23 protein-coding genes are annotated in these 25,874 nt (G+C 71.6%); 19 read left to right on the top strand and 4 right to left on the bottom strand.

Annotated elements, in window-relative coordinates; all coding sequences use genetic code 11:
- Positions 1 to 14 precede the first annotated feature (14 nt).
- Positions 15 to 1,271 (top strand): putative lipid II flippase FtsW, encoded by a 1,257-nt coding sequence (gene ftsW / locus ABD285_RS16535; RefSeq protein WP_344203638.1) that lies wholly within the window; start codon positions 15 to 17, stop codon positions 1,269 to 1,271.
- Positions 1,268 to 2,353, top strand: a complete 1,086-nt coding sequence (locus ABD285_RS16530; RefSeq protein ID WP_284252162.1) for a UDP-N-acetylglucosamine--N-acetylmuramyl-(pentapeptide) pyrophosphoryl-undecaprenol N-acetylglucosamine transferase — start codon at positions 1,268 to 1,270, stop codon at positions 2,351 to 2,353. The genes ftsW and ABD285_RS16530 overlap by 4 nt, the downstream gene beginning before the upstream one ends.
- Here ABD285_RS16530 and murC read toward each other — a convergent pair.
- Both murC and ABD285_RS16520 read right to left on the bottom strand, forming a co-directional pair.
- Positions 2,350 to 3,762, bottom strand: a complete 1,413-nt coding sequence (murC, locus tag ABD285_RS16525; RefSeq protein WP_284252160.1) for a UDP-N-acetylmuramate--L-alanine ligase — start codon at positions 3,760 to 3,762, stop codon at positions 2,350 to 2,352. The genes ABD285_RS16530 and murC overlap by 4 nt on opposite strands.
- 37 nt (positions 3,763 to 3,799) lie before the next feature.
- A complete protein-coding gene (locus tag ABD285_RS16520) occupies positions 3,800 to 5,899 on the bottom strand; it encodes a hypothetical protein (RefSeq protein ID WP_344203636.1) in 2,100 nt (699 codons plus the stop codon).
- A 244-nt stretch (positions 5,900 to 6,143) separates the two neighbouring features.
- On the opposite strand from ABD285_RS16520, the gene ABD285_RS16515 reads away from it, so the two are divergent.
- The 12 genes from ABD285_RS16515 (at position 6,144) to dnaE (ending at position 20,084) form a co-directional block, all read left to right on the top strand.
- On the top strand, positions 6,144 to 6,359 hold the full coding sequence (locus ABD285_RS16515) for a hypothetical protein (protein WP_284252149.1): 216 nt from the start codon (positions 6,144 to 6,146) through the stop codon (positions 6,357 to 6,359).
- 41 nt (positions 6,360 to 6,400) lie between these two features.
- The gene (locus ABD285_RS16510) at positions 6,401 to 7,672 is read left to right on the top strand and encodes a hypothetical protein (protein ID WP_284252147.1); all 1,272 of its coding nucleotides are present in this window, start codon (positions 6,401 to 6,403) and stop codon (positions 7,670 to 7,672) included.
- Positions 7,673 to 7,702: 30 nt separating this feature from the next.
- Complete coding sequence (locus tag ABD285_RS16505; protein ID WP_344203634.1) at positions 7,703 to 9,874, top strand: matrixin family metalloprotease; 2,172 nt, start codon at positions 7,703 to 7,705, stop codon at positions 9,872 to 9,874.
- On the top strand, positions 9,874 to 10,308 hold the full coding sequence (locus tag ABD285_RS16500; protein ID WP_344203632.1) for a hypothetical protein: 435 nt from the start codon (positions 9,874 to 9,876) through the stop codon (positions 10,306 to 10,308). The genes ABD285_RS16505 and ABD285_RS16500 overlap by 1 nt, the downstream gene beginning before the upstream one ends.
- Before the next feature lie 67 nt (positions 10,309 to 10,375).
- Positions 10,376 to 11,488, top strand: coding sequence for a cell division protein FtsQ/DivIB (locus ABD285_RS16495; protein ID WP_344203630.1), 1,113 nt, complete (start codon positions 10,376 to 10,378; stop codon positions 11,486 to 11,488).
- 159 nt (positions 11,489 to 11,647) lie between these two features.
- Positions 11,648 to 12,808: a cell division protein FtsZ gene (gene ftsZ / locus ABD285_RS16490; protein ID WP_344203628.1), complete on the top strand. Its 1,161-nt coding sequence runs from the start codon at positions 11,648 to 11,650 to the stop codon at positions 12,806 to 12,808.
- Between the two features lie 4 nt (positions 12,809 to 12,812).
- Positions 12,813 to 13,493, top strand: coding sequence for a YggS family pyridoxal phosphate-dependent enzyme (locus ABD285_RS16485; protein WP_284252132.1), 681 nt, complete (start codon positions 12,813 to 12,815; stop codon positions 13,491 to 13,493).
- A 35-nt stretch (positions 13,494 to 13,528) separates the two neighbouring features.
- The gene (locus tag ABD285_RS16480) at positions 13,529 to 13,978 is read left to right on the top strand and encodes a cell division protein SepF (protein WP_284252130.1); all 450 of its coding nucleotides are present in this window, start codon (positions 13,529 to 13,531) and stop codon (positions 13,976 to 13,978) included.
- Between the two features lie 199 nt (positions 13,979 to 14,177).
- Positions 14,178 to 15,020, top strand: coding sequence for a DivIVA domain-containing protein (locus tag ABD285_RS16475; RefSeq protein WP_284252128.1), 843 nt, complete (start codon positions 14,178 to 14,180; stop codon positions 15,018 to 15,020).
- Positions 15,007 to 15,642, top strand: coding sequence for a signal peptidase II (gene lspA / locus ABD285_RS16470; RefSeq protein WP_284252126.1), 636 nt, complete (start codon positions 15,007 to 15,009; stop codon positions 15,640 to 15,642). Before ABD285_RS16475 ends, lspA begins: the two co-directional genes overlap by 14 nt.
- Positions 15,643 to 15,644: 2 nt before the next feature.
- Entirely contained in the window at positions 15,645 to 16,562 is a 918-nt protein-coding gene (locus ABD285_RS16465; RefSeq protein WP_284252124.1) for an RluA family pseudouridine synthase, read from the top strand.
- A gap of 9 nt (positions 16,563 to 16,571) precedes the next feature.
- Positions 16,572 to 20,084, top strand: coding sequence for a DNA polymerase III subunit alpha (gene dnaE, locus ABD285_RS16460; RefSeq protein ID WP_344203624.1), 3,513 nt, complete (start codon positions 16,572 to 16,574; stop codon positions 20,082 to 20,084).
- A gap of 6 nt (positions 20,085 to 20,090) precedes the next feature.
- On the opposite strand, the gene ABD285_RS16455 is transcribed toward dnaE, so the two are convergent.
- The gene (locus ABD285_RS16455; RefSeq protein WP_284252122.1) at positions 20,091 to 20,576 is read right to left on the bottom strand and encodes a flavin reductase family protein; all 486 of its coding nucleotides are present in this window, start codon (positions 20,574 to 20,576) and stop codon (positions 20,091 to 20,093) included.
- A gap of 81 nt (positions 20,577 to 20,657) precedes the next feature.
- On the opposite strand from ABD285_RS16455, the gene hisD reads away from it, so the two are divergent.
- The 3 genes from hisD to ABD285_RS16440 are packed head-to-tail and all read left to right on the top strand — an operon-like array spanning position 20,658 to position 23,545.
- Positions 20,658 to 21,962, top strand: a complete 1,305-nt coding sequence (gene hisD, locus ABD285_RS16450; RefSeq protein ID WP_284252120.1) for a histidinol dehydrogenase — start codon at positions 20,658 to 20,660, stop codon at positions 21,960 to 21,962.
- A 43-nt stretch (positions 21,963 to 22,005) separates the two neighbouring features.
- Entirely contained in the window at positions 22,006 to 22,488 is a 483-nt protein-coding gene (gene nrdR / locus ABD285_RS16445; RefSeq protein WP_284252118.1) for a transcriptional regulator NrdR, read from the top strand.
- A 22-nt stretch (positions 22,489 to 22,510) separates the two neighbouring features.
- Positions 22,511 to 23,545, top strand: coding sequence for a quinone-dependent dihydroorotate dehydrogenase (locus tag ABD285_RS16440; protein ID WP_344203622.1), 1,035 nt, complete (start codon positions 22,511 to 22,513; stop codon positions 23,543 to 23,545).
- On the opposite strand, the gene ABD285_RS16435 is transcribed toward ABD285_RS16440, so the two are convergent.
- Complete coding sequence (locus tag ABD285_RS16435; protein WP_344203620.1) at positions 23,520 to 24,071, bottom strand: DUF3043 domain-containing protein; 552 nt, start codon at positions 24,069 to 24,071, stop codon at positions 23,520 to 23,522. The two genes, ABD285_RS16440 and ABD285_RS16435, sit on opposite strands and share 26 nt — an antisense overlap.
- A gap of 39 nt (positions 24,072 to 24,110) precedes the next feature.
- Between ABD285_RS16435 and ABD285_RS16430 the strand changes: the two genes are divergently transcribed.
- The gene (locus tag ABD285_RS16430) at positions 24,111 to 25,514 is read left to right on the top strand and encodes a M20/M25/M40 family metallo-hydrolase (RefSeq protein WP_344203617.1); all 1,404 of its coding nucleotides are present in this window, start codon (positions 24,111 to 24,113) and stop codon (positions 25,512 to 25,514) included.
- Positions 25,511 to 25,867 carry an iron-sulfur cluster insertion protein ErpA gene (gene erpA / locus ABD285_RS16425; protein ID WP_284252114.1) on the top strand — a complete coding sequence of 119 codons (357 nt, stop codon included), beginning with the start codon at positions 25,511 to 25,513 and terminating at the stop codon, positions 25,865 to 25,867. The genes ABD285_RS16430 and erpA overlap by 4 nt, the downstream gene beginning before the upstream one ends.
- Positions 25,868 to 25,874 lie beyond the last annotated feature (7 nt).

Here is a 25,874-nt window from a genome sequence, read left to right as displayed (position 1 = left end):
GGACAGGAGGGGCGATGACCACCACCTCCTCCCGTCGCACGCCGCGACCCGGCCCCGAGCGGCGCGATCGCTCCGGCGCGGACTCACCACGACCGTCGGCCGCGGTCGTCGCGGTGCAGCGGATCTTCTCCGCGGAGACGCCCGAGTACTTCCTGCTGCTCGGCACGACGCTCTTCCTCGTCGTGTTCGGCCTCATCATGGTGCTCTCGTCGTCGTCGATCGAGTCGTACGTCAACAACGACAAGGACTTCTTCGCGACCGCCACGCGCCAGGGACTGTACGTGCTGATCGGCCTGCCGGTCATGCTCATCGCCGCGCGCGCACCGCTGTCGTTCTGGAAGCGGTGGGCCGGTCCGGCGGTGATCGCGGGCGTGGTGCTGCAGCTGCTCGTCTTCACGCCGCTCGGCTACGGCTACGGCGGCAATCAGAACTGGATCAAGGTCGGCTCGTTCACGGCGCAGCCGTCCGAGCTGATCAAGCTCGCGTTCGTGATCTGGCTCGCCTGGATCCTGAGTCGTCGCCTCGACGATCTCCACGACTGGAAGCGCGCGCTGATCCCCATCGGTCCGGTCGTGGCCGTCTCGATCGGCCTCGTGCTGGTGGGCCGCGACCTCGGCACGGCGCTCATCATGGTGGCGATCGTGTTCGGCGCGATGTTCATCGCCGGGACACGCCTGCGCATCCTCGGCGTCGTGATCGTGATCGCGGGCGTCGTGGGCATGCTCGTGCTGTCGGTCAGCGAGTCGCGCGTCGGCCGCATCCAGGCGTGGCTGGGCGGCTGCAAGGACCCGACGCTGGCCGCATCCGACTGCTACCAGACCCTGGGGGGCTGGCAGGCGCTCGCGCACGGCGGCGTGCTGGGGGTGGGCCTCGGCAACTCGACCGCGAAGTGGAACTGGCTGCCGGAGGCCGCGAACGACTTCATCTTCGCCGTCATCGGCGAGGAGCTGGGCATGTTCGGCGCGGTCCTCGTGCTCGTGCTGTTCGTCGTGCTGGCGATCGCCTTCGTGCGCATCATCCGGATGTCGGACGACCCGTTCGCCAAGATCGCGACGAGCGCGGCCATGGTCTGGATCGTCGGCCAGGCCTTCGTGAACATCGCGGTCGTGCTCGGGCTGCTGCCCGTCCTCGGCGTTCCCCTGCCGCTCATCAGCGCGGGAGGCTCGTCGCTCATCACGACCCTCGCGGCGATCGGGATCGTGCTGTCCTTCGCGCGACATCGCCCCGCGCGCGCCGAGCGGGTGGTGCGGCCGGGCAGAATGGCCCGGTGACCACCTACCTCCTGGCCGGCGGCGGGACGGCGGGCCACGTCAATCCGCTGCTCGCGACCGCCGACGCTCTGCGCACCCGCGATCCGCAGGCGAGGGTGCTCGTGCTCGGAACCGCCGAGGGGCTCGAGGCGCGCCTCGTGCCGGCGCGCGGCTACGAGCTGCTGACGATCCCGCGGCTGCCCTTCCCGCGCCGCCCGAACCGTGACGCCGCGCGCTTCCCCGCTCGCTGGCGCGCGTCGGTGCAGCGCACGCGCGGGCTGCTACGCGAGCACGGGGTGGATGTCGTGGTCGGCTTCGGCGGCTATGCGTCGGCCCCGGCGTACCGCGCAGCACGACTCGAGCGAGTGCCGATCGCCCTGCACGAGCAGAACGCCAAGCCGGGCTTCGCCAACCGGATGGGTGCGGCACTGACCCGCTTCGTGGGCGTCACGTTCGCGGCGACCCGGCTGCGTCACGCGCGCGTCGTCGGGATGCCGCTGCGGCGCGAGATCGCGGACCTCGACCTGCCCGCGGCGCGCGCGGAGGGCCGTCGCATGTTCGGCCTCGACGACCGGCGCCCCGTGCTGCTCGTCACGGGCGGCTCGACCGGAGCGCGGCGGCTCAACGAGAGCGTCGCGGTGCAGATCGCGGCGATCCTCGGCAGCGGCTGGCAGGTGCTGCACATCACCGGCGCGCGCTCGCCCGTCGCGGATCCGCAGCTGGACGGATACCGCATCCTGGAGTACTGCGATCGCATGGAGCTGGCCCTCGCGGTCGCCGACCTCGCCGTCTCGCGCGCGGGCGCCTCGACCGTCGCCGAGCTCGAGGCGCTCGGGATCCCGGCAGTGCTGGTGCCCTATGCCGTCGGCAACGGCGAGCAGGCGGTCAATGCGCGGGACGCGGTCGACGCGGGTGGGGCGATCCTCGTCGCCGACGCCGCATTCGACGCGCGCTACGTGCGCGAGGAGCTGCCCCCGCTGCTCGCCGACCGCGCCCGCATCGCCCACATGGCGGCGTCGATGGCATCGATCGGACGCCGCGACGGCGCCGAGCGCATGGCCGACCTCGTCGCCGAGGCCCTTGCGTCGCGGGAGGGTGGCTAGCGGGACGCGTCGACTGTCTCGGGGATCCGCTCGAGCGCCTCGAGCAGCTGGGGCACGATCCGGTAGACGGTGCCGCAGCTGAGGGTCATGACGATGTCGCCCTCGCGTGCGATGGCGGCCATGTAGTCGGCGGCGTCCTGCCAATCCTCCTTGAGGATCACCTTGCTCTTGTCGACGAAGTTGTCCACGACCAGCTGGCCGGACACGCCGGGGATCGGGTCCTCTCGCGCGCCGTCGACGGCGAGCACGATCGTGAAGTCGGCGTTCTCCTCGTAGGCGCGCGCGAACTGGTCGGAGACGTTCTGAGTGCGGGAGTACAGGTGAGGCTGGTGCACGGCGATGACGCGACCCTTGCCGACGACCGTCTGCGCGCCCGCGCACGCCGCGGCAGCCTCGGCGGGCTCGTGGGCGTAGTCGTCGTACACCGAGACGCCGCGAACGATGCCCTTGAACTCGAACCGGCGCTTCGTTCCCCCGAAGCGGTCGAGCGCGGCGATCACGAGGTCGATCGGATGCCCCATCCGCACGACAGTGAGCACGGCGGCGGCCGCGTTGAACGCGTGATGCCGACCCGGCACCGAGATGCGCGCCCGGTGCGTCTCGCCCTGCCAGTGCAGGTCGAACGTGACGTGGTCGGTCGCGACGATGTCGGAGAGGCGCATGTCGACGCCCGCGCCCTCGCCGAAGCGGAGTACCTCACCCGTCACGCCCGTGAGCACCCGGTCGAGCTGGTCTCCTTCACCCGCGACGACGAACTCGTGCGCTCCGTTGGCGAACGTGGTGAACGCGTCCTCATAGCCCTGGTCGGAGCCGAAGTGGTCGAGGTGCACGGTCTCGACGTTGGTGATCACGGCGATCGACGTGTCATACAGCAGGAACGAGCCGTCGGACTCGTCCGCCTCGAGCACGAAGAGCGGATCGTCGCCCGCGCCCGAGCTGGTCTTGAGCGACTGGATGACGCCGCCGTTCACGAAGCTCGGGTCGATGCCGAGCTCCCGCAGGATCGTCACGATCATGCCGGTCGTCGTCGTCTTGCCGTGCGCGCCCGCGACGGTCAGCACGCGGCGCCGGCGCGAGAGCCAGTGGAGCGCCTGCGAGCGGTGCAGGAGGGTGAGCCCGCGCTCCTGCGCCAGCAGGTACTCCGGGTTCTCCGGCCAGATCGCGCTCGTGAACACCACGGTGTCGGCGTCGCCGAGGTTCGCCGCGTCGTGCCCGACGTGGACGGTGGCGCCCGCTTCGCGCAGCGGCGGGAGGTAGGGGCTCTCCTCGCGGTCCGAGCCGCTGACCGGCACGCCCGCATCGAGCATCATGTGCGCGATCCCGCTCATGCCGGACCCGCCGATCCCGATGAAGTGGACACGTCCCAGGTTCTCCGGGACGACGAGCGAGAGATCGGGCTTGAGCGGCATCGCCGTGATCATAGCCCGGCCCATGGCGTCCGTCCGGCTAGGCCAGCAGGCCTCGCCAGATCTCGACTCGGCTGAGCGCATGTGGTCCCGCCCCCTCGCTGTCGGGCACGCCGCTGGCCTCGACGAGCGCGCGCCACGCGAGCGTGGCCTCGCCGATCCTGCCCAACGTTCCGTGGTCGCCGCGATCGTTGTGCCAGTCCGCGGATTCGCCCAGTTCCACCTCGATGCCGTCGAGGAACCGGAGGTCCAGCAGGACGGGAGCGGGCCGATCGTCGGGGGGCTGGGGGAGTCGACCGCTGTCGAGCAGAGCCAGCCAGGTCCCCTGCATCCCGAGCGCGGTACGGGTCGTGCTCGTTGACGGTGAGAGTGTGAGGAGCTCCAGATAGTGCGCGCGGATCGTCGGCAGGGACGCGTCGAGGGCCGACCCGAGACCACGTTTGACGCTGGGCATCAGCCGAGCGCGGCGTGCCGTCGCTACGTCGATCATGGCGCGTAGCCGGTTCTGCAGGGCCGTTTGGATCCAGCCGTACCAGGAGATGTGCTGGTGATCTGCCAGGCGAGCATCTGGGAGGCGGGTGTCGGGAAAGCGCGCCGCGAGGTCCGACAGCATGTCGTACGCGTTCGATGAGTAGCTGAGGGCGATCCGCGACATCTGCTGCAGGGAGGCGGGGATCTGGGATCGGTGTCGGACGACCATGAGGTATTCGTCGAGAAGGGAGATGCAGGCGCCGCAGATGGACAGGGTCGTCTGCTGGAGGTCCTCCAGGAGCGTCGTCGCCCGGGCCTCGTCGCCCTGGGAGAGCTGCTTGGTGAGGGCGCGATGCGTGGCCGCGAGGGTCGCGAGTCCGCCGAAGCGATCCCCGAGCTTCCCGGCGACGAGTCCCATATCGCGATCGCCGAGCTCACCGTGGTCGAAGGTGCCCGACTCGTGGTGCTGGATCCGAATGATCCGCTCGACGAGGTCCGGGCGCTTCACATGGACGGCCTGCAGCCTCACCAGCTGATCCGCGAGCGAGATCTGCCGTCGTCTCGCGAGCGGGGGTCGAGCTCCGTCGATTCGGGCCAGGCCCTCGTCATCGACGGGAGCGTGCCAGGCCACGGCCTGCCTCAAATCGAGATAGCGCTCGATGAGGTCCGGTCGCTCATCCGGACCCGCATCCTGGATCGTCGTCGCCCAGTGGGTCGCCCTGCTCGGGATGAGCATCGTCTGAGTCAGGAACTCGGCGACGGCCGCTGCGGACTTGACGTCGGAGGCCGACGTGGCATGCTCGCGCATGGCCGCGTTCTCGAGCTGCCGCTGGCGGTCCCATCCGGTCATCTCGCCCAGGGGATGGAGCTTCCGGTCCGAGATCGCGCTGAGCGGTCCGGATTCCCCGCGCCGCTTGAGCGCGGCGCGCAGCTTCTCGACCGATGGGCCGAGCGCCTCGAACGCCATCATCTGGAGGATGGTCATCGTCTCGTTGTTCCCGACTCCGCTCCCGGCGGGGGCGCCCACGTCGGGCGGAGGGCTCCCGAAGTAGCCCTTGTCGGACCGGTGCCACGCCCGGAGGACCACGCGGTTGATGTGACGCCCCAGATTGCTCGCGGCGCTGTCGCGCATGTAGCTCGTGATGAGCGGTGTGATCACCTCGCGCAGGGCGGCGACGAGGCGTTCGCTCGTCGTCGGGTCCAGGTCGTCGGCGTCCTCGCCGTCGAGCGCGGCGAGGCGTTCCAGGATGACCCGGCGGTCCCGTCTCGGCCACTGATTCCAATCATTCGGCGCCGGCTCCACGGGCCGGTCCTCCAGCGGGTTCGCGACCGCTGATGTGTAGACGGGGATCTGCTCGGCGACCCACCGGCGGACATCCGCTTGGGCGAACACGAGGCGTTCCCATTCGTCCACGATGCTCGCGTCCACGTCGGAGAGCCCGTCGGACGCCTCGTGCCTCGCGACCTGCCGTCGGTCGCCGCCCCAGTAGCGGTCGAGTCGCTCGACGACGTCCTCGGCCGAGAAGCGGAACTCAATCCACTCGCCGGTGATGGCGGCCTTCCAGACCGGCAGGACGCCCCGCAGGATGCGTCTCCCGAGCTGGACTCCGTCGACCCTCCAGCCGTCGGGATCGACGTGAACGGCGAGCAGCGGGCCCACTCTCGTCATCGACCGCGGATAGGGCACGCCGCGGGAAAGGGAGCGCTGAAGGCGCGCGAAGGCGATCAACTGCTCAGCGGTCACTTCGGGCGTCACGCGGCCTCCGCCGTGAGCGTATCTCGCCCGCGGTTTGGCGGAAATATGCAGGCCCTTCTCCGGTGCTCTGCCTCCATACGCCCCGACGGCGCCGGTCCCGGATCACGCTGAGCGGAACAGCTCGGCTCCGGTGCCGGGCGCAGAGGAGATCACGCTCATGACCACCGACCCCGCTTCCGCGGACCGCGTCGCGCGCGACGTGCACCACGCCACCGATGACGTCCGCGCCGCGATCTCGGCGCTGCGTCAGCTGCTCCGGCGGGAGCGGCCCGATCTCGCGACCGCCCTGTCGGTCGGCATCGGGATCTTCGGCTACGTCGACTTGGTCGACGACATGGTCGAGCCGCCGTCGACCGTCCCCGCCCGCCGCTAGCCGAGCGCCTGACCCGAGCGCCCACCCGAGAGGAAAGAATCATGCCCGTCACCACCCCGTCCGCGCCGTCGGCCCTCCGTCGGCGCGCCGCAGTCCCGGCCTCGCACGGTCCGCGCCGTCCGGGACGCCCCGGTCCGCGCCGAGGCGTCCCGCGCTGGGCGGTCGCCACGATCGCGGCCGTCATCGTCCTCGCCGTCATCGGCGCAGGCGTCGCGTTGGGGATACACACCGCGCAGCTCTCCGCGGGCTCGGTGCTCACCGTGATCCTGCAGGAGGACCGCCAGTCCGGCGCGGCCTCCGCCGGCACCCGCGCGCTGATCGCCTCGGCGGCCGACGCGATGTCGGCGAAGGGCGGCGGCACGCTTGTGCTGCACGAGGGCGCCGGCGAGACGCCGACGACCGTCGCGAAGGTCGACCTCGCCGTCGATCGCGACGGAGGTCCGGAGTCCGACGCCGACCTCCGCGCGAAGGCGATCCGCGCCCGCGTCGACCGCGCCTTCGGGAAGGCCGCCGCCGAGGAGCCGACGGGCGAGGGCCGCTCACTCGCGGAGCTGCTGTCGGTCGCCGCGGACGATGCGGCGCCCGGCGCCCGCGACCACGAGGTCTGGCTGCGCTCGCTCGCGCTGCCCACGACGGACCCCACCGACGTCCGCGTCCTGATGGCCGCGGATCCGGCCGCCGCGGTAGCGTCGCTGCCGAGGTCCGGGGTCCCGGACCTACGCGGGATGCGGCTCCACGTCGTGTTCGCGCAGCCGCAGGCCGACCAGCCGCCGCTGAACCTCGCGACCGCGCAGTGGCGCCGCGCCTTCCTGGCCGCGTACATCAAGCGCGCCGGCGGCGTGCTCGTCTCGGCCACCGAGGAGCAGGGCACGCGCGCCGCGCCGACCGCGCCGTCCGCGCCGGTGGTTCCGAACCTCCCCGACCCCACGCCGCAGCAGCCGACCGCCCACGCGGACGGCTCGATCACCGCGAGCATCGACACCTCCAGCCTGTTCCTGCCCGACGAGGCCGTGCTGATCTCGCCCGACGAGGCCCGAGCGCAGCTCCAGCCGCTCGTCGACGCCTGGAGGACCGGCCGCTTCTCGCAGATCGTCTGCCGCGGACGCATCGCGGCCTATGGCGACCCGGGATCGCCCCTCGGGCAGCAGCTCTCCCTCGACCGCGCACGGCGTATCACCGAGATCCTTGCGTCCGAGAAGGTCCCGGCGACGCCGGTCGGTCTCGGCGCGACCGCCCCGCTCCCCGGTTTCGGACCGAAGGACGCCGCACAGCGAAGCGTGGTCTGCACCGCCGAATCCACGACCGACCACTAGAGGAAACACCAGAAGAAGGAGAGACGCATCATGAACCCGAACACGCTGGACGGCCCCGTCGCCCGTCGATCAATCGGAGCGATGTTCTACCGCAACCCGGTCGACCCGCTCCACCCGCTCCACCGGGCCTTCGACCCGTACGCGCGGCTCCTGCCGGACCACGCCGTCGAGACGGCGGCGGCTCTCGTCGTCGGCGCCCCCCTCCATGGACGTGACGAGGAGGCCAACGTGCGCTACATGAACGAGGGCTACGCGGTCTCGTTCGCCGTCAACAAGGCGATCACCGCCGGCCGGTCGCTCTCGATGCCCCTCGTCGAGCAGGCCCACGGCCGTGCCGCCGAGGCGCAGCGTCTCGTCGCGGCCGCCGCGGTGGACTTCGACGAGGCGGAGGAGACATGGTCCCAGGTCGTCCTCGTCGACGGCGAGCACGTCACCCGCGCCGGCGGCTACGTGGCCGGGGACTCGGCCCAGCGCGCCGCTTCTCGCGCAGAGAACCATGGCGACTACCGCCACCGCCAGCACTCCACCCCGGGCGTCTGGGGGTGGATCGCCGCGCTCGGCGTCACGGCCGCCGAGTTCTCGGCCGTGTACACGCTCCTGTGGAACCCGAGCAATCTCCTCACGCTGCTGCCGCTCGTGATCGTGACGGTGCTCGTGTTCGCTGCGACGCACGTCGTCACGAAGCAGACCGGGCGGGCGATCCGCGCCTGGCGGATCGCCCGGGAGGCCCGCATCGACAAGCTCGACGCCGGCTACGCGCACGTGCACTCCGACGCCGCGACGGCGGGGGAGCCGTTCGATCGCGACGCCGCGCGCGCGCACGGCCTCGGCCAGCTCGGGCGCGCGACCCCCGCGCACTCGGTGGGGTGGCTCCACGGCGTCCTGATCGCCTGGGGAGCGGCGTGCTCCGCCCTGACGATCGCGCTCGTGAGCGTCGTGTCGGTCCGGATCTTCGCGATGGCGATGGACGCGGCTCGCGGCCTCGCCTTCTCCCTCCTGTTCGCGGGGTTCTTCGGCGTCGTCGTGCTGGGCGTGCTCGGCTTCCTCGTCTACGGCTACTCGCGCGGTAACGCCCTCGGTCGGAGGCTCGCCGCCTACGGCGCGCTCAACGAGGAGACCGACGGGCTCGTCGAGAGCCACGTCGGCAGCGGACGGGCCGCGCTCGACGCGGCCGAGGAGCAGCTGGTGCTCATGCGGGCCGACCTCGCGGAGGCGGAGGAGGTTGAGATCCGCCACAACGCCGAGGTCATCCAGGCCATCCAGGCCTCGGCGGCGGTCCTGCGCGTCACCGACCTCGCCTTCGACGTGCAGCGCCGCATCCCGTTGGGCACGAGCATCCGCGACGAGATCCAGGCGCTCGCGTCTTCGGTGCACGCCGACGCCGGCGTGCAGCGGCTCCGCATCTCGGGGATCGAGCGCAAGGAGCCCGCGGTCCCGCTGCCGCACGAGTCGGACCACCTCGAGCGGCCCGGCGCCGTCGGACTCGACGAGCTCGACCCCGCCCGGGTCGGGGCCGTCGTCGTTCCGGAGCAGCACGACCACCGCCGGAGCGTCCGCCCGCGGACGCTCCTCCTCGCCGCGCTCGCGGTGCTCGTCGTCGCCAGCGCGATCGCGGCCTCGCTCGTGATCGCCACCGGCGCGGCTCGCGCCTCCGCCGCCGCCGCGGCGCCCCCGGCCGACCTGGTGGAGGGGAGGGACTACTCCTTCCTCGGCACGGCGGCGAACGGCCCCGAGCGCTGGTCCTGCGCCGCGCCCATCGAGGTTCGGCTGGCGGACGGCTCACCGGCCGGCTCCGCGGACGTCGTCGCGTCCGCGGTGGCGAGCATCGCGCGGACGAGCGGGCTGCCGCTGCGCATCGGGTCGTCGTACGACGCGGGGATCCTGATCTCCTACGTCCCGTCTCCCGACGTGCAGCGGCTCGGCGGGAGCGACGAGGCGATCGGCGTCACGTCGACGCGCACCGACGACGAAGGCGCGATCCGTCACGCCGACGTCGAGATCGCCGCCGACGCCGCCGTCAACGCGCCGGGCACGACGACCGCCGAGTTCACCATGCTCCACGAGCTCGGCCACGCCGTCGGCCTCGGCCACGCCACGCGCAAGGACGAGATCATGACCCCGGTGCTCGACCCGGCGACGGCTCCGGTGCTCGGGCGCGGCGACGTGGCGGCTCTGCACGCCGTGGGATGCCGGCAGAGCTGATGCTCGAGGTCAGCCTGGGCAGGTTGTACCGGGCGATCGTGGCCTGGCGACCTCCGAGTCGCCGGGTCGCGGTCAACTGTCTCGCCTGCCTCCGATCGCCGTTCCGGGAAGCGGCCGCCCTCGCGCCGATGCCCCACGAAGTCGTCCACGACTTCCTGCTCGACCTCGAGATCGCGGTCGCTCGGCGTCTGGGCGAGCTCCGGGACGAGCGCGAGGCGGCCGACGCGGTGGCAGGTCTCATCTGGGACGAGGAGCCTGGCGAGCTGGGTGAACTCGTCGAGCGCGCCGAGGACGAGATGTGGGCGTTCTTGGCTCGTCGGCGCGCGGACCTTGATCGCGTGCGACTTCTTGCTCTCGAGCCTCGTCTGGCGGAGTGGATACAGCGCTCCGCGCTCCTGTCAGATCTCGATGAGCGTCCCGAGTGGCTGTTGTGAGTCGAAGGTTGCCAAAGACGCGGTGAGTCGCCGCCGTGCGGCGTGAGCCGTCGGTGATGCTCGGAGGGTGAGACGACCCGAAGCCGTCGGCGGTGCCCTGCGCCGTCCGGCCGCCGCCGCGCCCTCTCCGCGCTCGCGTGTCGCGGCGCCCCCGGTCGAGCGACCCGCGCGCCCGGCGCCCCCCGCGCAGGCAGGCTCCACGCCCGCGCGACCCGCCCCGCCGCACGAGGAGCGCGCGCCGAAGCCACCGCGCGCATCCCGGCGGCCGGCCCCCGCCCGGGAGCGGGTCGCGAGCGCCGACATCCGGGCCGCCGCCCGTGCCCGACGGCGGGAGGAGAAGCGCGAGGTCAAGCGCTTCACGCGGCGCGCGCGGCACCGCCGGGCCGGCCTGTTCGCGGCCGGCGGCGTGCTCGTGCTGCTCGTGCTGCTGGTCCTGACCGCCGTGTACTCCCCGCTCCTGGCCCTGCGCACCATCGGCGTCGACGGCACCCACCGGCTTGACGCCTCGGCCCTCGAGACGGCGCTGGCGCCGAACCTCGGCACACCGCTGGCTCTGCTCGACGATTCGGCGATCAAGAAGGAGCTCGGGCGGTATTCGCTGATCCGCAGCTACGTCACGGAGCTCGAGCCCCCGGCGACTCTCATCGTGCACGTGTCGGAGCGCACGCCGGTCGGCGTGATCCAGGGTGCCGACGACTTCCAGCTGGTCGACCCGGCGGGCATCGTCGTCGACCGCACGGCGAAGCGGCCCGACGGGGTGCCGCTCATCCAGCTCGCCGACGCGCCGCTGAACGGCCCGGGCTTCGCGTCGATGGCGCAGGTGCTGCTCGCCCTGCCGGCAGCCCTGCGCGCCCAGGTCGACACGATCGCCGCGCGCACGCACGACGATGTGACGCTGACGCTGCGCGGCTCGGGGCAGCGCGTGCTCTGGGGCAGCGCCGACCAGTCGGTGCTGAAGGCGCAGGTGCTCGGCCGCCTCATCGCGCTGCACGGGCAGAAGGGCTCCGGCACCTACACCGTGTCGGCGCCCCAGTTCGCGGTCTTCAACCCCAGCGACACGGCGACGCTCGGCGGGGTGACCCCGCCGAGCACCGAGGCTGGCGCGGGCGGGACTCCCACGCCGACCGGCTCGCCGACGGCGCCGGCCGGTGGCGACGACCAGGGCGGCGTGCAGGGCTGACGCCCGGTGTCGCGGCTCAATCGGCGCGACACGCGCGGCGCCTCCCGCCCCTCCTGGTCGCCGTCCGTACCGTGAGGGCAGACCAGCGTAGTCGGAACTTATCTCGACTTCAAGTAGAAGTTGAAGGTTTCGGAAACGAGCGACACGGAAGGCCGGGACGTGACCACGAACCAGAACTATCTCGCGGTGATCAAGGTCGTCGGCATCGGCGGCGGCGGCGTGAACGCCGTGAACCGGATGATCGAACTCGGCCTGCGCGGCGTCGAGTTCATCGCGATCAACACCGACGCCCAGGCGCTGCTCATGAGCGATGCCGACGTCAAGCTCGACGTCGGCCGCGAGCTGACGCGCGGACTCGGCGCCGGAGCCGACCCGGAGGTGGGCCGGCGCGCCGCCGAGGATCACGCGGAGGAGATCGAGGAGGCGCTCTCGGGTGCCGACATGGTCTTCGTCACCGCGGGCGAGGGCGGCGGGACCGGCACGGGCGGCGCGCCCGTCGTCGCCCGGATCGCCAAGTCGATCGGCGCGCTCACCATCGGCGTCGTGACCAAGCCGTTCGGGTTCGAGGGCAAGCGCCGGCAGGCGCAGGCCGAGGACGGCGTCATCGCCCTCAAGAACGAGGTCGACACGCTCATCGTGGTGCCGAACGATCGGCTCCTCGAGATCAGCGATCGCGGCATCAGCATGCTCGAGGCGTTCGCGACCGCCGACCAGGTGCTCCTCGCCGGCGTGCAGGGCATCACCGATCTCATCACGACCCCCGGATTGATCAACCTGGACTTCGCGGACGTCAAGAGCGTCATGCAGGGCGCCGGCTCGGCCCTCATGGGCATCGGCGCGAGCCGGGGAGCCGACCGCGCGATCAAGGCCGCGGAGCTCGCGGTCGCGAGCCCGCTGCTCGAGGCGTCGATCGACGGAGCCCACGGCGTGCTGCTCTCGATCCAGGGCGGATCCAACCTGGGCATCTTCGAGATCAACGACGCGGCGCGACTCGTGCAGGAGGCCGTCCACCCCGAGGCGAACATCATCTTCGGCGCGGTCATCGACGACACCCTCGGCGACGAGGTGCGCGTCACCGTGATCGCCGCGGGTTTCGACGGGGGAGAGCCGCAGGTCAAGGCGGGCCAGGACCGCCGCAGCAACTTCGTCGAGGCCCAGGTGCCGGCCGGGGTGGGCGTCGGGACCTCGGGCTCGCACCTGCAGGAGACCCAGCCGATGCCGTCCGGATGGGCGACCGAGCCCGACGCACCGGTGGCCGCCCCTGCGGACCGCGACTTCGATGACGACGACGACCTCGACATCCCGGACTTCCTGAAGTAGCGCGATGTCGGACCTCGCCGACCGGCTCGCGTCGGTCGACGCGGAGATCGCCGCGACGGCGCGCGCGGCAGGACGCGAGCGCCGCGAGCTCACCCGGATCGTCGTCACCAAGTTCCACCCCGTGTCGCTCGTGCGCGAGCTCGCCGAGCTCGGCGTGCAGGACGTGGGGGAGAACCGGCACCAGGAGGCGGCGGCGAAGGCCGCCGAGCTGGAGAGCCTGGCACTGCGCTGGCACTTCGTCGGGCAGCTGCAGCGCAACAAGGCGCGCGCGGTCCGCGCGTACGCGGCGTCGGTGCACTCCCTGGACCGTGCGGCTCTCGCCGATGCACTGCACCGGGCGGGCGATGCGCTGCCCCCGCTCGACGTGTTCCTCGAGCTCAACCTCACCGACGACCCGGCCCGCGGCGGCGTCGACCCCGACGGGGTCGAGCACCTCACCGAGCATCTGCTGACGCTCCCCTCGCTGCGGCTGCGGGGCGTCATGGCGGTCGCGTCGCCCGGCGCCGAGCCACGGTCCGAATTCGCCCGGGTGCGGGCGGCATCCGAGCGGGTGCGGGCGATCGCGCCCGACGCCGTCGCCATCTCGGCGGGGATGTCGGGCGACTTCCGCGAGGCGATCCTCGAGGGCGCGACACACCTTCGCATCGGGACGGCAATCACCGGAAAACGTTCAACCCCTGGTTAAGGTCAGACCGAACGCGAGCTCCTCGGGAGGACGAGATGGCGAACCCGCTGCGCAAGACCATGGTCTACCTCGGCTTGGCCGACGAGGACTACGAGGACCAAGCCCCCGTCGCGCCGGCGGCGCCCGTCGCAGCCGCGCCGACGTCGACGCGCGCGCCGGTCACCCCGTTGCGACGCCCCGTGGCGAGTCGTCACGCCCAGCCCGCGATGAGCGAGATCCTCACCGTGCACCCGCGGCAGTACAAGGATGCGCAGCTGATCGCCGAGAGCTTCCGCGAGGGCGTGCCGGTCATCATCAACCTCAGCCAGATGAGCGAGCCGGATGCGCGTCGCCTGATCGACTTCGCGAGCGGCCTGTCGCAGGGCCTCTACGGCAAGATCGAGCGCGTGACGAGCAAGGTGTTCCTGCTCTCGCCCGAGCACGTCGCCACGAGCGGCGAGCAGGCCGAGGCGGAGTCGGACGTCGAGGCCGCGTTCTTCGCCTGAAGATCGACCGCCGGTGCCGGGACCGCGGTCCCGGAATTCCGGCGTGCTCGCGCAACGCACACCGCAGCCCCAGGGTCGCGGCACCCGGGGCGGTACGCTGAGTCCTCAGCCTCGGGGTGAGGTGGAAGTTGCTAGCGTTATCGCAACGTGATGTTCCGGGGCCGAGAGACCGGACACGAAGAGCTGGAGAGTGATGGGCATGGCCTTGACGCCGGAGGACGTGGTCAACAAGCGTTTCAACCCGACCAAGTTCCGTGAGGGCTACGACCAGGACGAGGTCGACGACTTCCTCGACGAGGTCGTGGTGGAGCTGCGCCGACTCGGCCAGGAGAACGAGGAGCTGCGGCAGCGGCTCGTTCAGGGCGAGCAGCGCGTCCAGGAGTTGCAGCGCCAGGCGCAGCAGGCACCCGCCGCCGCGTCCGCCCCCGCGCAGCCGGCGGTCGTCGCACAGCCGGAGCCGGCGTTCGCGCCCGTCCCGACGCCGGCACCCGCGCCCGTGAGCGCCGACGCCATGGACCCGGGTAACACCAACAACCTGCTTCAGCTCGCCCGCCGGCTCCACGAGGAGCACGTGCGCGAGGGCATGGAGAAGCGCGACGCGCTCATCGCCGAGGGTCACGCGACCGCGGCGCGCGTCGTGTCCGAGGCGCAGGAGGGTGCGCGGGCGCAGCTCGGCACGATCGAGCAGGAGCGCGCCTCGCTCGAGCAGCAGACGAACCGGCTGCAGGAGGAGAAGGCGGGCCTGGAGCGTCAGGTCGACCAGCTCCGCACCTTCGAGCGCGAGTACCGGCAGAAGCTGCGCGGATACATCGAGGGCCAGCTCCGCGAGCTCGACTCGACCCCCGAGCTGCCGAGCAGCACCTCGCCGACCGCCCCGGCATCCGATGCGTCCGAGACGAAGCAGCCCGCGCAGCCGGTGCAGGTCGGCGCCCCGCCGGTCGCGCCGCAGCAGAACGCTCCCGCGTTCCCCGGCGCTCAGCCGTCGGGCGGTTTCGAGGCGTTCGGTCAGCCGTCCGAGTACCAGGGCTTTGCCGGCAACTGAGCAGCCGGATGATGCGGCGCCCCGCCGCACGGCCTCGGCCGGCGCGCGGGGCGGCGTCAGCGTCCGGGCTCTGCTCCTCCTCGCGATCATCGCGCTCGGCGTCTACGGGCTCGACCAGCTCGCCAAGTTCCTGATCGTCAGCCATCTCCACGAGGACGAGGTCGTCCCGCTCCTCGGGCCCGTGCTGCAGTTCCACTACGTCACGAATTCGGGCGCGGCGTTCTCGTTCGCCAACGGCTACACGTGGATCTTCTCGATCGTCGCGGTCGGCGTGATCGTCGTGATCGCGTGGTTCTCGCGCCGGATCCGCTCTCTCGCCTGGGCCACGATGTTCGGGCTCGTGCTCGGCGGGGCGCTCGGCAACCTCAATGACCGACTGTTCCGGCCGCCGGGGTTCGGGGTCGGGCACGTCGTCGACTTCATCACGATCGGGTTCTTCCCCGCGATCTTCAACGTGGCCGACATCGCCATCACGACGTCGATGGCGTTGTTCATCCTGCTGTCGCTGCGCGGCACCGGGCTCGATGGCTCCCGGGCGGTCATCCGCAAGCCCGCGCGCGCGGCCGCAGCCGAGGCGGAACCGGGCGACGCGCCGGCGGGCCGCCCCACCCCGAAGGGGTAGCCGTGGAGCGCCGCACCCTGCCGGTGCCCGACGGACTCTTCGGCGAGCGCGCCGATGCCGCCCTGTCGCGGCTCCTCGGCTTCTCGCGCAGCTTCGCGGTGCAGGTGATCGACGCCGGGGGAGCGACGCTCGACGGACAGCCGCTCGGCAAGTCCGATCGGCTTCGAGACGGCTGGCTCGAGATCGAGTGGACGCCGCGCGAGGAGCCGTCCGTCGTTCCGCAGCTCGTGCCCGACTTCGCGATCGTCCACGACGACGACGACATCGTGGTCATCGACAAGCCCGTCGGCGTCGCGGCCCACCCCGCGGTCGGCTGGGACGGCCCGACGGTGCTCGGCGCCCTGGCGGCAGCCGGATTCCGGATCAGCACCTCGGGTGCTGCGGAGCGGGCCGGCATCGTGCACCGGCTCGACGTCGGCACGAGCGGCCTCATGGTGGTCGCGAAGAGCGAGCGGGCGTACACGGAGCTGAAGCGCGCCTTCCACGACCGGACGGTCGACAAGATCTACCACGCCGTCGTGCAGGGGCACCCCGACCCCTTCCGCGGGACGATCGACGCGCCCATCGGGCGGCATCCCTCGGCGAGCTGGAAGTTCGCGGTCACAGCCGACGGCAAACCGAGCGTCACCCACTACGACACCCTCGAGGCGGAGCGCTCGGCGACGCTGCTGGAGATCCACCTCGAGACCGGACGCACCCACCAGATCCGGGTGCACATGGCCGCGCAGCGTCACCCATGCGTGGGCGACCTGCTCTACGGAGCCGACCCGACGCTGGCCGCGCGGGTGGGGCTCGAGCGGCAGTGGCTGCACGCGGTGCGTCTCGGATTCCGGCATCCGGGCACCGGGGAGCCCGTCGAGTTCGAGACACGCTACCCGGCAGACCTGCAACACGCCCTCGACGTCCTCCGGGCGGATTAGTCTCGCTAGGTGGCGTCGTCGGATTTCGTTCATCTGCACGTGCACACCGAGTACTCGATGCTCGACGGCGCGGCGCGGGTCGGCGACCTCATGGGCGCCGTCTCCGAGCTCGGCATGAACGCCGTCGCGATCACCGACCACGGCAACAACTTCGGCGCCTTCGACTTCTGGAACCAGGCCAGGAACGCGGGTCTCAAGCCGATCATCGGCACCGAGGCCTACCTCGCGCCCGGCGACTCCTCCCGCCGCGACAAGACGCGCATCCGCTGGGGCAACGGCGGCGAGGACGACGTCTCCGGCGGCGGCGCGTACACGCACATGACGATGTGGGCCGAGTCGACCGAGGGCATGCACAACCTGTTCCGGCTGTCGTCGCTCGCGTCGATCGAGGGGCAGTACTTCAAGGCGCGGATGGACCGCGAGCTGCTCCAGCGCTACGCGAAGGGGCTCATCGCGACGACCGGATGCCCGTCCGGCGAGGTGCAGACCCGGCTGCGGCTGGGCCAGTTCGATCTGGCGCTCCAGGCCGCCGCCGACTACCGCGACATCTTCGGGGCCGGCAACTTCTTCGTCGAGGTGATGCGCCACGGTCTCGGGCTCGAGAAGCGGGTCGCCGACGACCTGCTGTCGATCGCGCGCAAGCTCGACCTGCCGCTCGTGGCGACCAACGACTCCCACTACACCCGCGCGGCCGACGCGGGGGCGCACGAGATGCTGCTGTGCGTGCAGTCCGGGTCGACCATGGCCGATCCGAACCGCTTCAAGCTCGAGGGCAACGGCTACTACATCAAGTCGCCGCAGGAGATGCGCGAGATCTTCCGCGACATCCCCGAGGCGTGCGACAACACGGTCGCGATCGCCGAGCGCTGCGAGGTCGAGTTCAACACGAGTGCGAACTACATGCCCCGCTATCCGGTGCCGGCGGGCGAGACCGAGGAGAGCTGGTTCGTCAAGGAGGTCGAGAAGGGCCTCCACGTGCGCTACCCGAACGGCATCCCGGACGAGGTGCGCACGCAGGCCGAGTACGAGGTGGGCGTCATCACCCAGATGGGGTTCCCCGGCTACTTCCTCGTGGTCGCCGACTTCATCAACTGGTCGAAGGACCACGGCATCCGGGTCGGGCCGGGCCGCGGGTCGGGCGCCGGGTCGATGGCCGCCTACGCGATGCGGATCACCGACCTCGACCCGCTGCAGCACGGGCTCATCTTCGAGCGGTTCCTCAACCCCGATCGCGTGTCGATGCCCGACTTCGACGTGGACTTCGACGAGCGCCGGCGCGGCGAGGTCATCCGGTACGTGACCGAGAAGTACGGCGAGGAGCGCGTCGCGCAGATCGTGACCTACGGCACGATCAAGGCGAAGCAGGCGCTCAAGGACGCGGGGCGCGTGCTCGGGTTCCCGTTCGGCATGGGTGAGAAGCTCACCAAGGCGATGCCGCCGCCGGTGATGGGCAAGGACATGTCGCTCACCGGCGTCGTCGACCCCGCGCACGAGCGCTACAAGGAGGCCGGCGACCTCCGCACGATCATCGAGACAGACCCGGAGGCCAAGACCGTCTTCGAGGCCGCCCGCGGCCTCGAGGGGCTCAAGCGCCAGTGGGGCGTGCACGCCGCCGGCGTCATCATGTCGAGCGAACCGCTCATCGACATCATCCCGATCATGAAGCGGGAGCAGGACGGCCAGATCGTCACGCAGTTCGACTACCCGGCATCCGAGGCCCTCGGTCTCATCAAGATGGACTTCCTCGGGCTGCGCAACCTCACGATCGTCGACGACGCGCTGGACAACATCCAGGCCAACCGGGGATTCCGTCCGGTGCTCGAGGAGCTGGCGCTCGACGACCCCGAGGCCTACGCGCTCCTGTCCCGCGGCGACACGCTCGGTGTGTTCCAGCTCGACGGCGGGGCGATGCGGTCGCTGCTGCGGCTCATGAAGCCCGACAACTTCGAGGACATCTCCGCCCTCATCGCGCTGTACCGCCCGGGACCGATGGGCGCGAACTCGCACATCAACTACGCCCTGCGCAAGAACGGCCAGCAGGAGATCACGCCGATCCACCCGGAGTTCAAGGACTCGCTCGCCGAGATCCTCGACACCAGCTACGGCCTGATCATCTACCAGGAGCAGGTCATGGCGATCGCGCAGCGGGTGGCGGGCTTCTCGCTCGGCCAGGCCGACATCCTGCGGCGCGCGATGGGCAAGAAGAAGAAGTCGGAGCTCGACAAGCAGTACCAGGGCTTCGTCGACGGCATGAAGGCCAACGGCTACTCCGCCACGGCGATCAAGACGCTCTGGGACATCCTGCTGCCGTTCTCGGACTACGCGTTCAACAAGGCCCACTCGGCCGCGTACGGCGTGCTCAGCTACTGGACCGCCTACCTCAAGGCGCACTACCCGGCCGAGTACATGGCGGCGCTGCTGACGAGCGTCGGCGACGCCCGCGACAAGCTCGCGATGTACCTCAACGAGTGCCGCCGCATGGGCATCAAGGTGCTCTCACCCGACGTCAACGAGTCGATCGGCTACTTCTCCGCCGTCGGCGAGGACATCCGGTTCGGGATGGGCGCGGTGCGCAACGTCGGCTTCGGCGTCGTCGATCAGATCAAGGCGGCGCGCCAGGAGAAGGGCTCCTTCACGAGCTTCCACGACTTCCTGCGCAAGGTGCCGCTCGGCGCCCTCAACAAGCGCATGGTCGAGTCGCTCATCAAGGCCGGCGCCTTCGACTCGCTCGGCGACACCCGCCGGGCGCTCATCGAGATCCACGAGGGCGCCATCGACAGCGCCGTGAGCGACAAGCGCGCCGAGGCCAACGGCCAGGTCGGCTTCGACTTCGATCAGCTGTGGGACGAGCCCGAGCACGCGGTGGAGCGGGTGCCCGAGCGTCCCGAGTGGGCCAAGCGCGACAAGCTCGCGTTCGAGCGCGAGATGCTCGGGCTCTACGTGAGCGACCATCCGCTGGCCGGGCTGGAGCTGACTCTCGCCAAGCACGCGAGCGTCTCGATCGGCGAGCTGCTGGAGGGGGAGCCGGAGGACGGCGAGGTCGTGACGGTCGCCGGTCTGCTGACCAGCGTGCAGCACCGCACCGCGCGCCAGTCCGGCAACCCGTACGGCATCGTCCAGCTCGAGGACTTCGGCGGGGAGGTCTCCGTGATGTTCCTCGGCAAGACCTACCAGGAGTTCTCGCCGTCGCTCGTCGCAGACGCGATCGTCGTCATCAAGGGCAGGGTGAGCGTGCGCGACGACGGCTTCAACCTGCACGCGCAGAGCCTGTTCGTCCCCGACACCGGGCAGTCGCTCGGTTCCGGCCCGCTCGTGATCTCGGTGCCCGAGCAGCGGGCGACCACCGACGTCGTGAGCGCGCTGAACGACGTGCTGATCCGGCATTCGGGCGAGAACGAGGTGCGGCTGCGGCTGGTGCGCGGCGAGTCCGCGCGGATGTTCGAGATCCCGTTCCCGGTCTCGGTCACCGCCGACCTCTACGGCGAGCTCAAGCGGCTCCTCGGCCCCAACTGCGTCGCCTGAGCCGGGCTAGTCGATCCGGTCGCCGGGTCGCCAGTAGTCGCGCTCGTGGTACAGCAGCGGCTGGTCGGGTTCGCCGAGCCCGCCGTCCTCGATGCGCACGACGACGACCGCGCTCTCCTCGACGGGATATCGTCCGATCACGCGCCCCAGCATCCAGGCCGGCACGTCGCGCAGCTGCGGGATGCCGAGCGGCCCCGGCGCCCAGTGCGGTCCCCGGAAGCGCAGCTGCGCATCGAGCGACATCGTGTGCGCCGCCGCCCGGTTGCGGGCGCCCATGATGTGCACCAGCACGTGCTCGGTCTGCTCGACCGCGTGCCAGGAGCTCGCGGCGCGCGCCATGTTGAAGGTCGCCATGGGGGGATCGGCGGCGAGCGACGCGAGAGAGGTCGCCGTGAATCCGACCGGTGCGCCGTCCGGGCCGAGGGCGGTCACGACGGAGACGCCGGCGGCGAGGCGGCGGAAGGCGAGGCGGAAGGCCTCCTGGTCCTGCATCCCCCCATCCTCCCGCGCCCTCCGGCCGCGCGCTGACACGAGCGCACCGCTCCATCGGAGGCGCCGATACGCTGAACGACGATGATCCAGACCCTCGACCTGCGGGGCGCGCGACCCGGCCGTGCCGATCTCGCGGCCCTCGTCCCTCGTGCCCAGGTCGACGTGACGACGGCCACCGATGCGGCCGCGGCGCTCATCGCGGACGTGCGGGATCGCGGCGAGGCCGCCCTGCTCGACCAGGCCGAACGGTTCGACGGTGTGCGCCCGCCGGCGGTGCGGGTCGACCCGGCCGCGATCGATGCCGCGGTGGAGGGCCTGGATGCCGGCGTGCGCGCCGCGCTCGAGGAGGCGATCCGCCGGGTGCGGCTCGCGAGCCGGGCGCAGGTGCCCTCGGCAACCGTGACGCCGCTGGGCGACGGCGCCGTCGTCGAGCAGCGCTGGCAACCAGTGGGCAGCGTGGGCGTCTACGTGCCCGGTGGCAAGGCCGCCCTCGCCTCGAGCGTCGTCATGAACGTCGTGCCCGCCCAGGTGGCGGGCGTGGACGCGATCGCCCTCGCGTCGCCGCCGCAGGCCGCATTCGGCGGGGCCGTGCACCCGACGATCCTCGGTGCGGCCGGCCTGCTCGGCGTCGACCGCGTCTTCGCGATGGGCGGCGCCGGAGCGATCGGCGCCTTCGCCTACGGCGTGCCGGCGCTGGGCCTCGAGCCGGTCGACCTCGTCACCGGTCCCGGCAACGTCTTCGTCGCGGCCGCCAAACGGGTCGTGCGCGGCGTCGTGGGCATCGACGCCGAGGCCGGTCCCACGGAGATCCTCGTGATCGCCGACGCCGGCGCCGACGCGCGGCTCGTCGCCGCGGATCTGCTGAGCCAGGCGGAGCACGACGAACTCGCCTCCGCGGTGCTCGTGACCGATGCACCGGAGCTGGCGCGGGCCGTGGTCGCGGAACTCGAGCGCCAGCTCGGGGCGACCGTGCATCGCGAGCGCGCGAGAACCGCCCTCGACGGGCGGCAGTCCGCCATCGTCCTCGTGGACGACATCCCGAGCGCGGCGCGGTTCAGCGACGCCTACGCGCCGGAGCACCTCGAGCTGCAGACCGCGGATCCCGACGGGACGCTCGCGCTCATCCACGACGCCGGGGCGATCTTCCTCGGGGCGACGTCGCCGGTCAGCCTCGGCGACTACCTCGCGGGGTCCAACCACGTGCTGCCGACCGGCGGGCAGGCGCGCTTCTCCGCGGGTCTCTCGGCGGCGGCGTTCCTGCGCCCGCAGCAGGTGATCCGATACGACCGGGCGGGGCTCGCGGCCGTGCGGAGGGGTATCCGGGCGCTCAGCGACGCGGAGCAGTTGCCGGCCCACGGCGACGCGGTGGACCGCCGCTTCGACTGAACTGCGGCGCCGGGGGACCCGCGGGACTTATCCTGGCGGGGCCATGTTCTGCCCCTTCTGCCGTTATCCCGACAGCCGCGTCATCGACTCGCGCACCTCGGACGACGGCCTCGCCATCCGCCGTCGCCGGCAGTGCCCGCAGTGCGGGCGCCGCTTCTCGACGACCGAGACCGCGAGTCTCAGCGTGATCAAGCGCAGCGGCATCGTCGAGCCGTTCAGCCGCGAGAAGATCGTGTCGGGCGTGCGCAAGGCGTGCCAGGGGCGGCCCGTCAGCGACGCGGACCTCGCCCTGCTCGCGCAGCGCGTCGAGGAGTCGATCCGCGCGACGGGCGTCTCGCAGATCGACGCGAACGACATCGGCCTGGCGATCCTGCCGCCGCTGCGCGAGCTCGACGAGGTCGCCTACCTGCGGTTCGCGAGCGTGTACCAGGGATTCGAGTCGCTCGACGACTTCGAGGCGGCCATCACGCTCCTGCGGGTGGAGCACGACGCGGCCTCGGCCGAGGCGGACGCCGACGCCGAATAGCACCCGATAGCCTGGCGTCGGCATGTACCGCGTCCTGTTCCGGCTCGTCCTCGCGCGTCTCGACGCGGAGAGCGCCCACCGCCTCGGCTACCTCGTCATCCGGATGCTGCCGGTGCTGGCGTTCGCGCTCCGCCCGCTCACCCGGCCCGCCGCCTCGCTCGCGGTGCGCACCCTCGGCCTCGAGTTCGCGTCGCCCTTCGGGGTGGCGGCCGGATTCGACAAGGAGGCCCGCGCGATCCGGGGCCTGGGTGTTCTCGGCTTCGGCCACGTCGAGATCGGCACGGTGACCGCGCGCGCCCAGCCCGGCAATCCCCGGCCCCGGCTGTTCCGGCTGATGCCCGACCGGGCCCTCATCAACCGCATGGGCTTCAACAACGACGGCGCCGAGGAGGTCGCGCCGCGTCTTGTCCGCGAGCGTGCGCGGCGGGCGCGGCCGGTGATCGGCGTCAACATCGGCAAGAGCCGGGTGGTCGAGGTCGACGACGCGATCGACGACTACCGCGCGAGCACCCGCGTGCTCGCGCCGCACGCCGACTACCTGGTCGTCAACGTGAGCTCGCCCAACACCCCGGGCCTGCGCGGCCTGCAGGAGCTCGACCGTCTGGCGCCGCTGCTCGAGGCCGTGCAGGGCGAGGCGCGGGGAGTGCCGGTCCTGGTCAAGATCGCACCCGACGTCACCGACGAGCAGGCGAAGCGGATCGCCGCCCTGGTCGTGCGACTGCACCTCGCGGGCATCGTGGCGACCAACACGACGCTGGCACGCGACGGGCTCCGCACGGACCCGCTGGTCGTCGAGCGGGCGGGAGCCGGCGGGCTGTCGGGACCCCCGGTGGCTCCCCGCTCTCTCGAGCTCCTGCGGCTGCTGCGCACCGCGGTGCCGGACGAGCTGTGCATCATCTCCGTCGGCGGCGTGGAGACCGCGGCCGACGTGCGCGCACGCCTCGACGCCGGGGCCACCCTCGTGCAGGGCTACACGGCGTTCCTCTACGAGGGTCCGTTCTGGGCCCGCCGGATCAACCGCGGTCTGCGCCTCAGGACGGGTACTGCCCGCGCCTGACCTGCGCCTTGGGCATCCGCATCGGTCGCAACTGGATGGCGCGCATGAACGCGTACCAGCGGACGCCGCGCTCGACCGTGCCGAACTTGGCCGACAGCCGCTTCCGCAGCTGGAACCCGATCACGATGCCGTCGATCACGACGATCGCGATGACGATCCAGACGCCGAAGAGCGCGTACTGGGCGATCGTCGGGAAGAAGTAGCTGACGATGACGAGGGCCAGAAGCGGGAGGAGCACCTCGCCGACGCTCCATCGGGCGTCGACGAAGTCGCGGGTGTAGCGCTTCTGCGGACCGCGGTCGCGCTGGGGCAGGTACTGCTCCTGGCCGGCCGCCATGCCGACCCGGGCGCGCTCGCGCTGCGCCGCGATCTGGTCCTTCGACATCCGAGCCGCCTGGCGGCGGTCGCTCGGCACGAGGGGGCGCTTGTTCGCCGCCTCGCGCTGCTTGCGGGTCGGGGTCGCGCGCCCCTTGCCGTTGACGACCTCGGTGTCGTCGCTGTGCGGGGGAGTCGGGGTCTTGGCCACGGGAAGTCCTCTGATTCTTCGGGTCCCTAGGATACCCGCATGACCGACACCACCCCCCGATCGGCCGAGCTGCGCGAGGCGGTGGAGGCCGGATTCCCGGCCGCCGTCGCCGACCTCACGCGTCTCGTGCGCATTCCCTCCGTCTCCTGGGACGGATTCGACCCCGAACAGGTGCAGCGCAGTGCCGACGCCGTGGCGGAGCTGGCCCGCGCCACCGGCGTGTTCGAGTCGGTCGAGATCGTCCGCGCGCCGATCCCGGGCAAGGAGCAGGACGGCCTCCCCGCCGTGCTCGCCACCCGGCCGTCGCGCAACGGCCGGCCGACGGTTCTGCTCTACGCCCATCACGACGTGCAGCCGCCCGGTGACGATGCCGACTGGGAGACGAAGCCGTACGAGCCCACGCTCCGCGGCGACCGGCTCGCGGGTCGCGGGGCCGCGGACGACAAGGCGGGCGTGACGGCGCACATCGCGGCGATCCGAGCGCTGATCGCGGCGGGCGTCGACCCGCAGGTGGGCATCGTGCTGTACGCGGAGGGGGAGGAGGAGTTCGGCTCCCGGTCCCTCCCCAGCTTCCTGGACCGCTTCCACGACCGGATCGCGGCCGACGTCATCGTCGTCGCCGACGGCGGCAACTGGGATGTCGACACCCCCGCGATCAACGTCGCGCTCCGGGGCATGGTCGCCTTCAATCTCCGGATCACCACCCTCGGGCACGCGGTGCACTCCGGCATGTTCGGCGGCGCGATCCCGGATGCGATGCTCGCGGCGTCGAAGCTGCTCGCGACTCTGTGGGACGACGAGGGCGCCGTCGCGGTTCAGGGGCTCACCACCCACGACGCGCCGACGCCCGGCTACGACGAGGCGAAGCTCCGCGAGGAGTCCGGTCTGCCGGAGGGGACGTCGCCGATCGGCCGGGGCACGATCCTCAGCCGCGAGTGGTTCCAGCCGTCGATCACCGTGACCGGCATCGACGCGCCGAGCGTCCTCAACGCGTCGAACACCCTGATCCCGAGCGTGCGGGTCCGCATCGCGGCCCGGGTCGCGCCCGGGCAGGACGCCCACGAGTTCGAGCGCATCCTGCGCGAGCACCTGGTCGCGCACGCACCGTTCGGCGCACGGCTCGACTTCGACCCGGACGTCGATCTCGGCCAGGCGTTCCTCGCGCCGGTCGACGGGTGGGCGGTCGAGGCGGAGCAGGCGGCTCTGCGCGAGGCGTGGGACGGCGTGGAGCCCGTGCTCATGGGCTCCGGCGGCTCGATCCCGTTCACCGCCGACCTGGTTCGGCACTTCCCGCGGGCGCAGATCCTCATCACGGGAGTCGAGGATCCCGACAGTCGCGCGCACAGCCCCAACGAGTCGGTGCACCTGCCGAGCCTGCAGCGGGCGATCCTCGCGGAGGCCTTCCTGCTCTCCCGGCTCGACGCGCGTACCATCGAGCCATGACCGACACCGCGCTCACCAGCGAGGCGACGCATGGCGTCGCCCTCTCCGACGTCGCCGCCGACAAGGTGCGCAGCCTGCTCGAGCAGGAGGGCCGCGACGATCTGCGCCTGCGCGTCGCCGTCCAGCCCGGCGGCTGCTCCGGCCTGATCTACCAGCTCTACTTCGACGAGCGTCTGCTCGAGGGCGACGCGACGCGCGACTTCGACGGTGTCGAGGTCGTGGTCGACCCGATGAGCGCGCCGTACCTCGACGGAGCCTCGATCGACTTCGAGGATTCGATCCAGAAGCAGGGCTTCACGATCGACAACCCCAACGCGAGCGGCAGCTGCGCCTGCGGCGATTCGTTCCACTGAGCCGATC

This window comes from Pseudolysinimonas kribbensis (genome assembly GCF_039531715.1).
Taxonomy (GTDB): Bacteria; Actinomycetota; Actinomycetes; order Actinomycetales; family Microbacteriaceae; genus Pseudolysinimonas; species Pseudolysinimonas kribbensis.
Note: the sequence above shows the minus strand (reverse complement) of the source record. Positions and strands in the feature narration are given on the sequence as shown.

Coding starts and splice junctions, on each gene's coding strand:
- ftsW (WP_344203638.1), top strand. CDS start 15: ATGACCACCACCTCCTCCCGTCGCACGCCGCGACCCGGCCCCGAGCGG.
- murC (WP_284252160.1), bottom strand. CDS start 3,762: ATGCCGCTCAAGCCCGATCTCTCGCTCGTCGTCCCGGAGAACCTGGGA.
- ABD285_RS16520 (WP_344203636.1), bottom strand. CDS start 5,899: ATGACGAGAGTGGGCCCGCTGCTCGCCGTTCACGTCGATCCCGACGGC.
- ABD285_RS16515 (WP_284252149.1), top strand. CDS start 6,144: ATGACCACCGACCCCGCTTCCGCGGACCGCGTCGCGCGCGACGTGCAC.
- ABD285_RS16510 (WP_284252147.1), top strand. CDS start 6,401: ATGCCCGTCACCACCCCGTCCGCGCCGTCGGCCCTCCGTCGGCGCGCC.
- ABD285_RS16505 (WP_344203634.1), top strand. CDS start 7,703: ATGAACCCGAACACGCTGGACGGCCCCGTCGCCCGTCGATCAATCGGA.
- ABD285_RS16500 (WP_344203632.1), top strand. CDS start 9,874: ATGCTCGAGGTCAGCCTGGGCAGGTTGTACCGGGCGATCGTGGCCTGG.
- ABD285_RS16485 (WP_284252132.1), top strand. CDS start 12,813: ATGTCGGACCTCGCCGACCGGCTCGCGTCGGTCGACGCGGAGATCGCC.
- ABD285_RS16480 (WP_284252130.1), top strand. CDS start 13,529: ATGGCGAACCCGCTGCGCAAGACCATGGTCTACCTCGGCTTGGCCGAC.
- ABD285_RS16475 (WP_284252128.1), top strand. CDS start 14,178: ATGGCCTTGACGCCGGAGGACGTGGTCAACAAGCGTTTCAACCCGACC.
- ABD285_RS16455 (WP_284252122.1), bottom strand. CDS start 20,576: ATGCAGGACCAGGAGGCCTTCCGCCTCGCCTTCCGCCGCCTCGCCGCC.
- hisD (WP_284252120.1), top strand. CDS start 20,658: ATGATCCAGACCCTCGACCTGCGGGGCGCGCGACCCGGCCGTGCCGAT.
- nrdR (WP_284252118.1), top strand. CDS start 22,006: ATGTTCTGCCCCTTCTGCCGTTATCCCGACAGCCGCGTCATCGACTCG.
- ABD285_RS16440 (WP_344203622.1), top strand. CDS start 22,511: ATGTACCGCGTCCTGTTCCGGCTCGTCCTCGCGCGTCTCGACGCGGAG.
- ABD285_RS16430 (WP_344203617.1), top strand. CDS start 24,111: ATGACCGACACCACCCCCCGATCGGCCGAGCTGCGCGAGGCGGTGGAG.
- erpA (WP_284252114.1), top strand. CDS start 25,511: ATGACCGACACCGCGCTCACCAGCGAGGCGACGCATGGCGTCGCCCTC.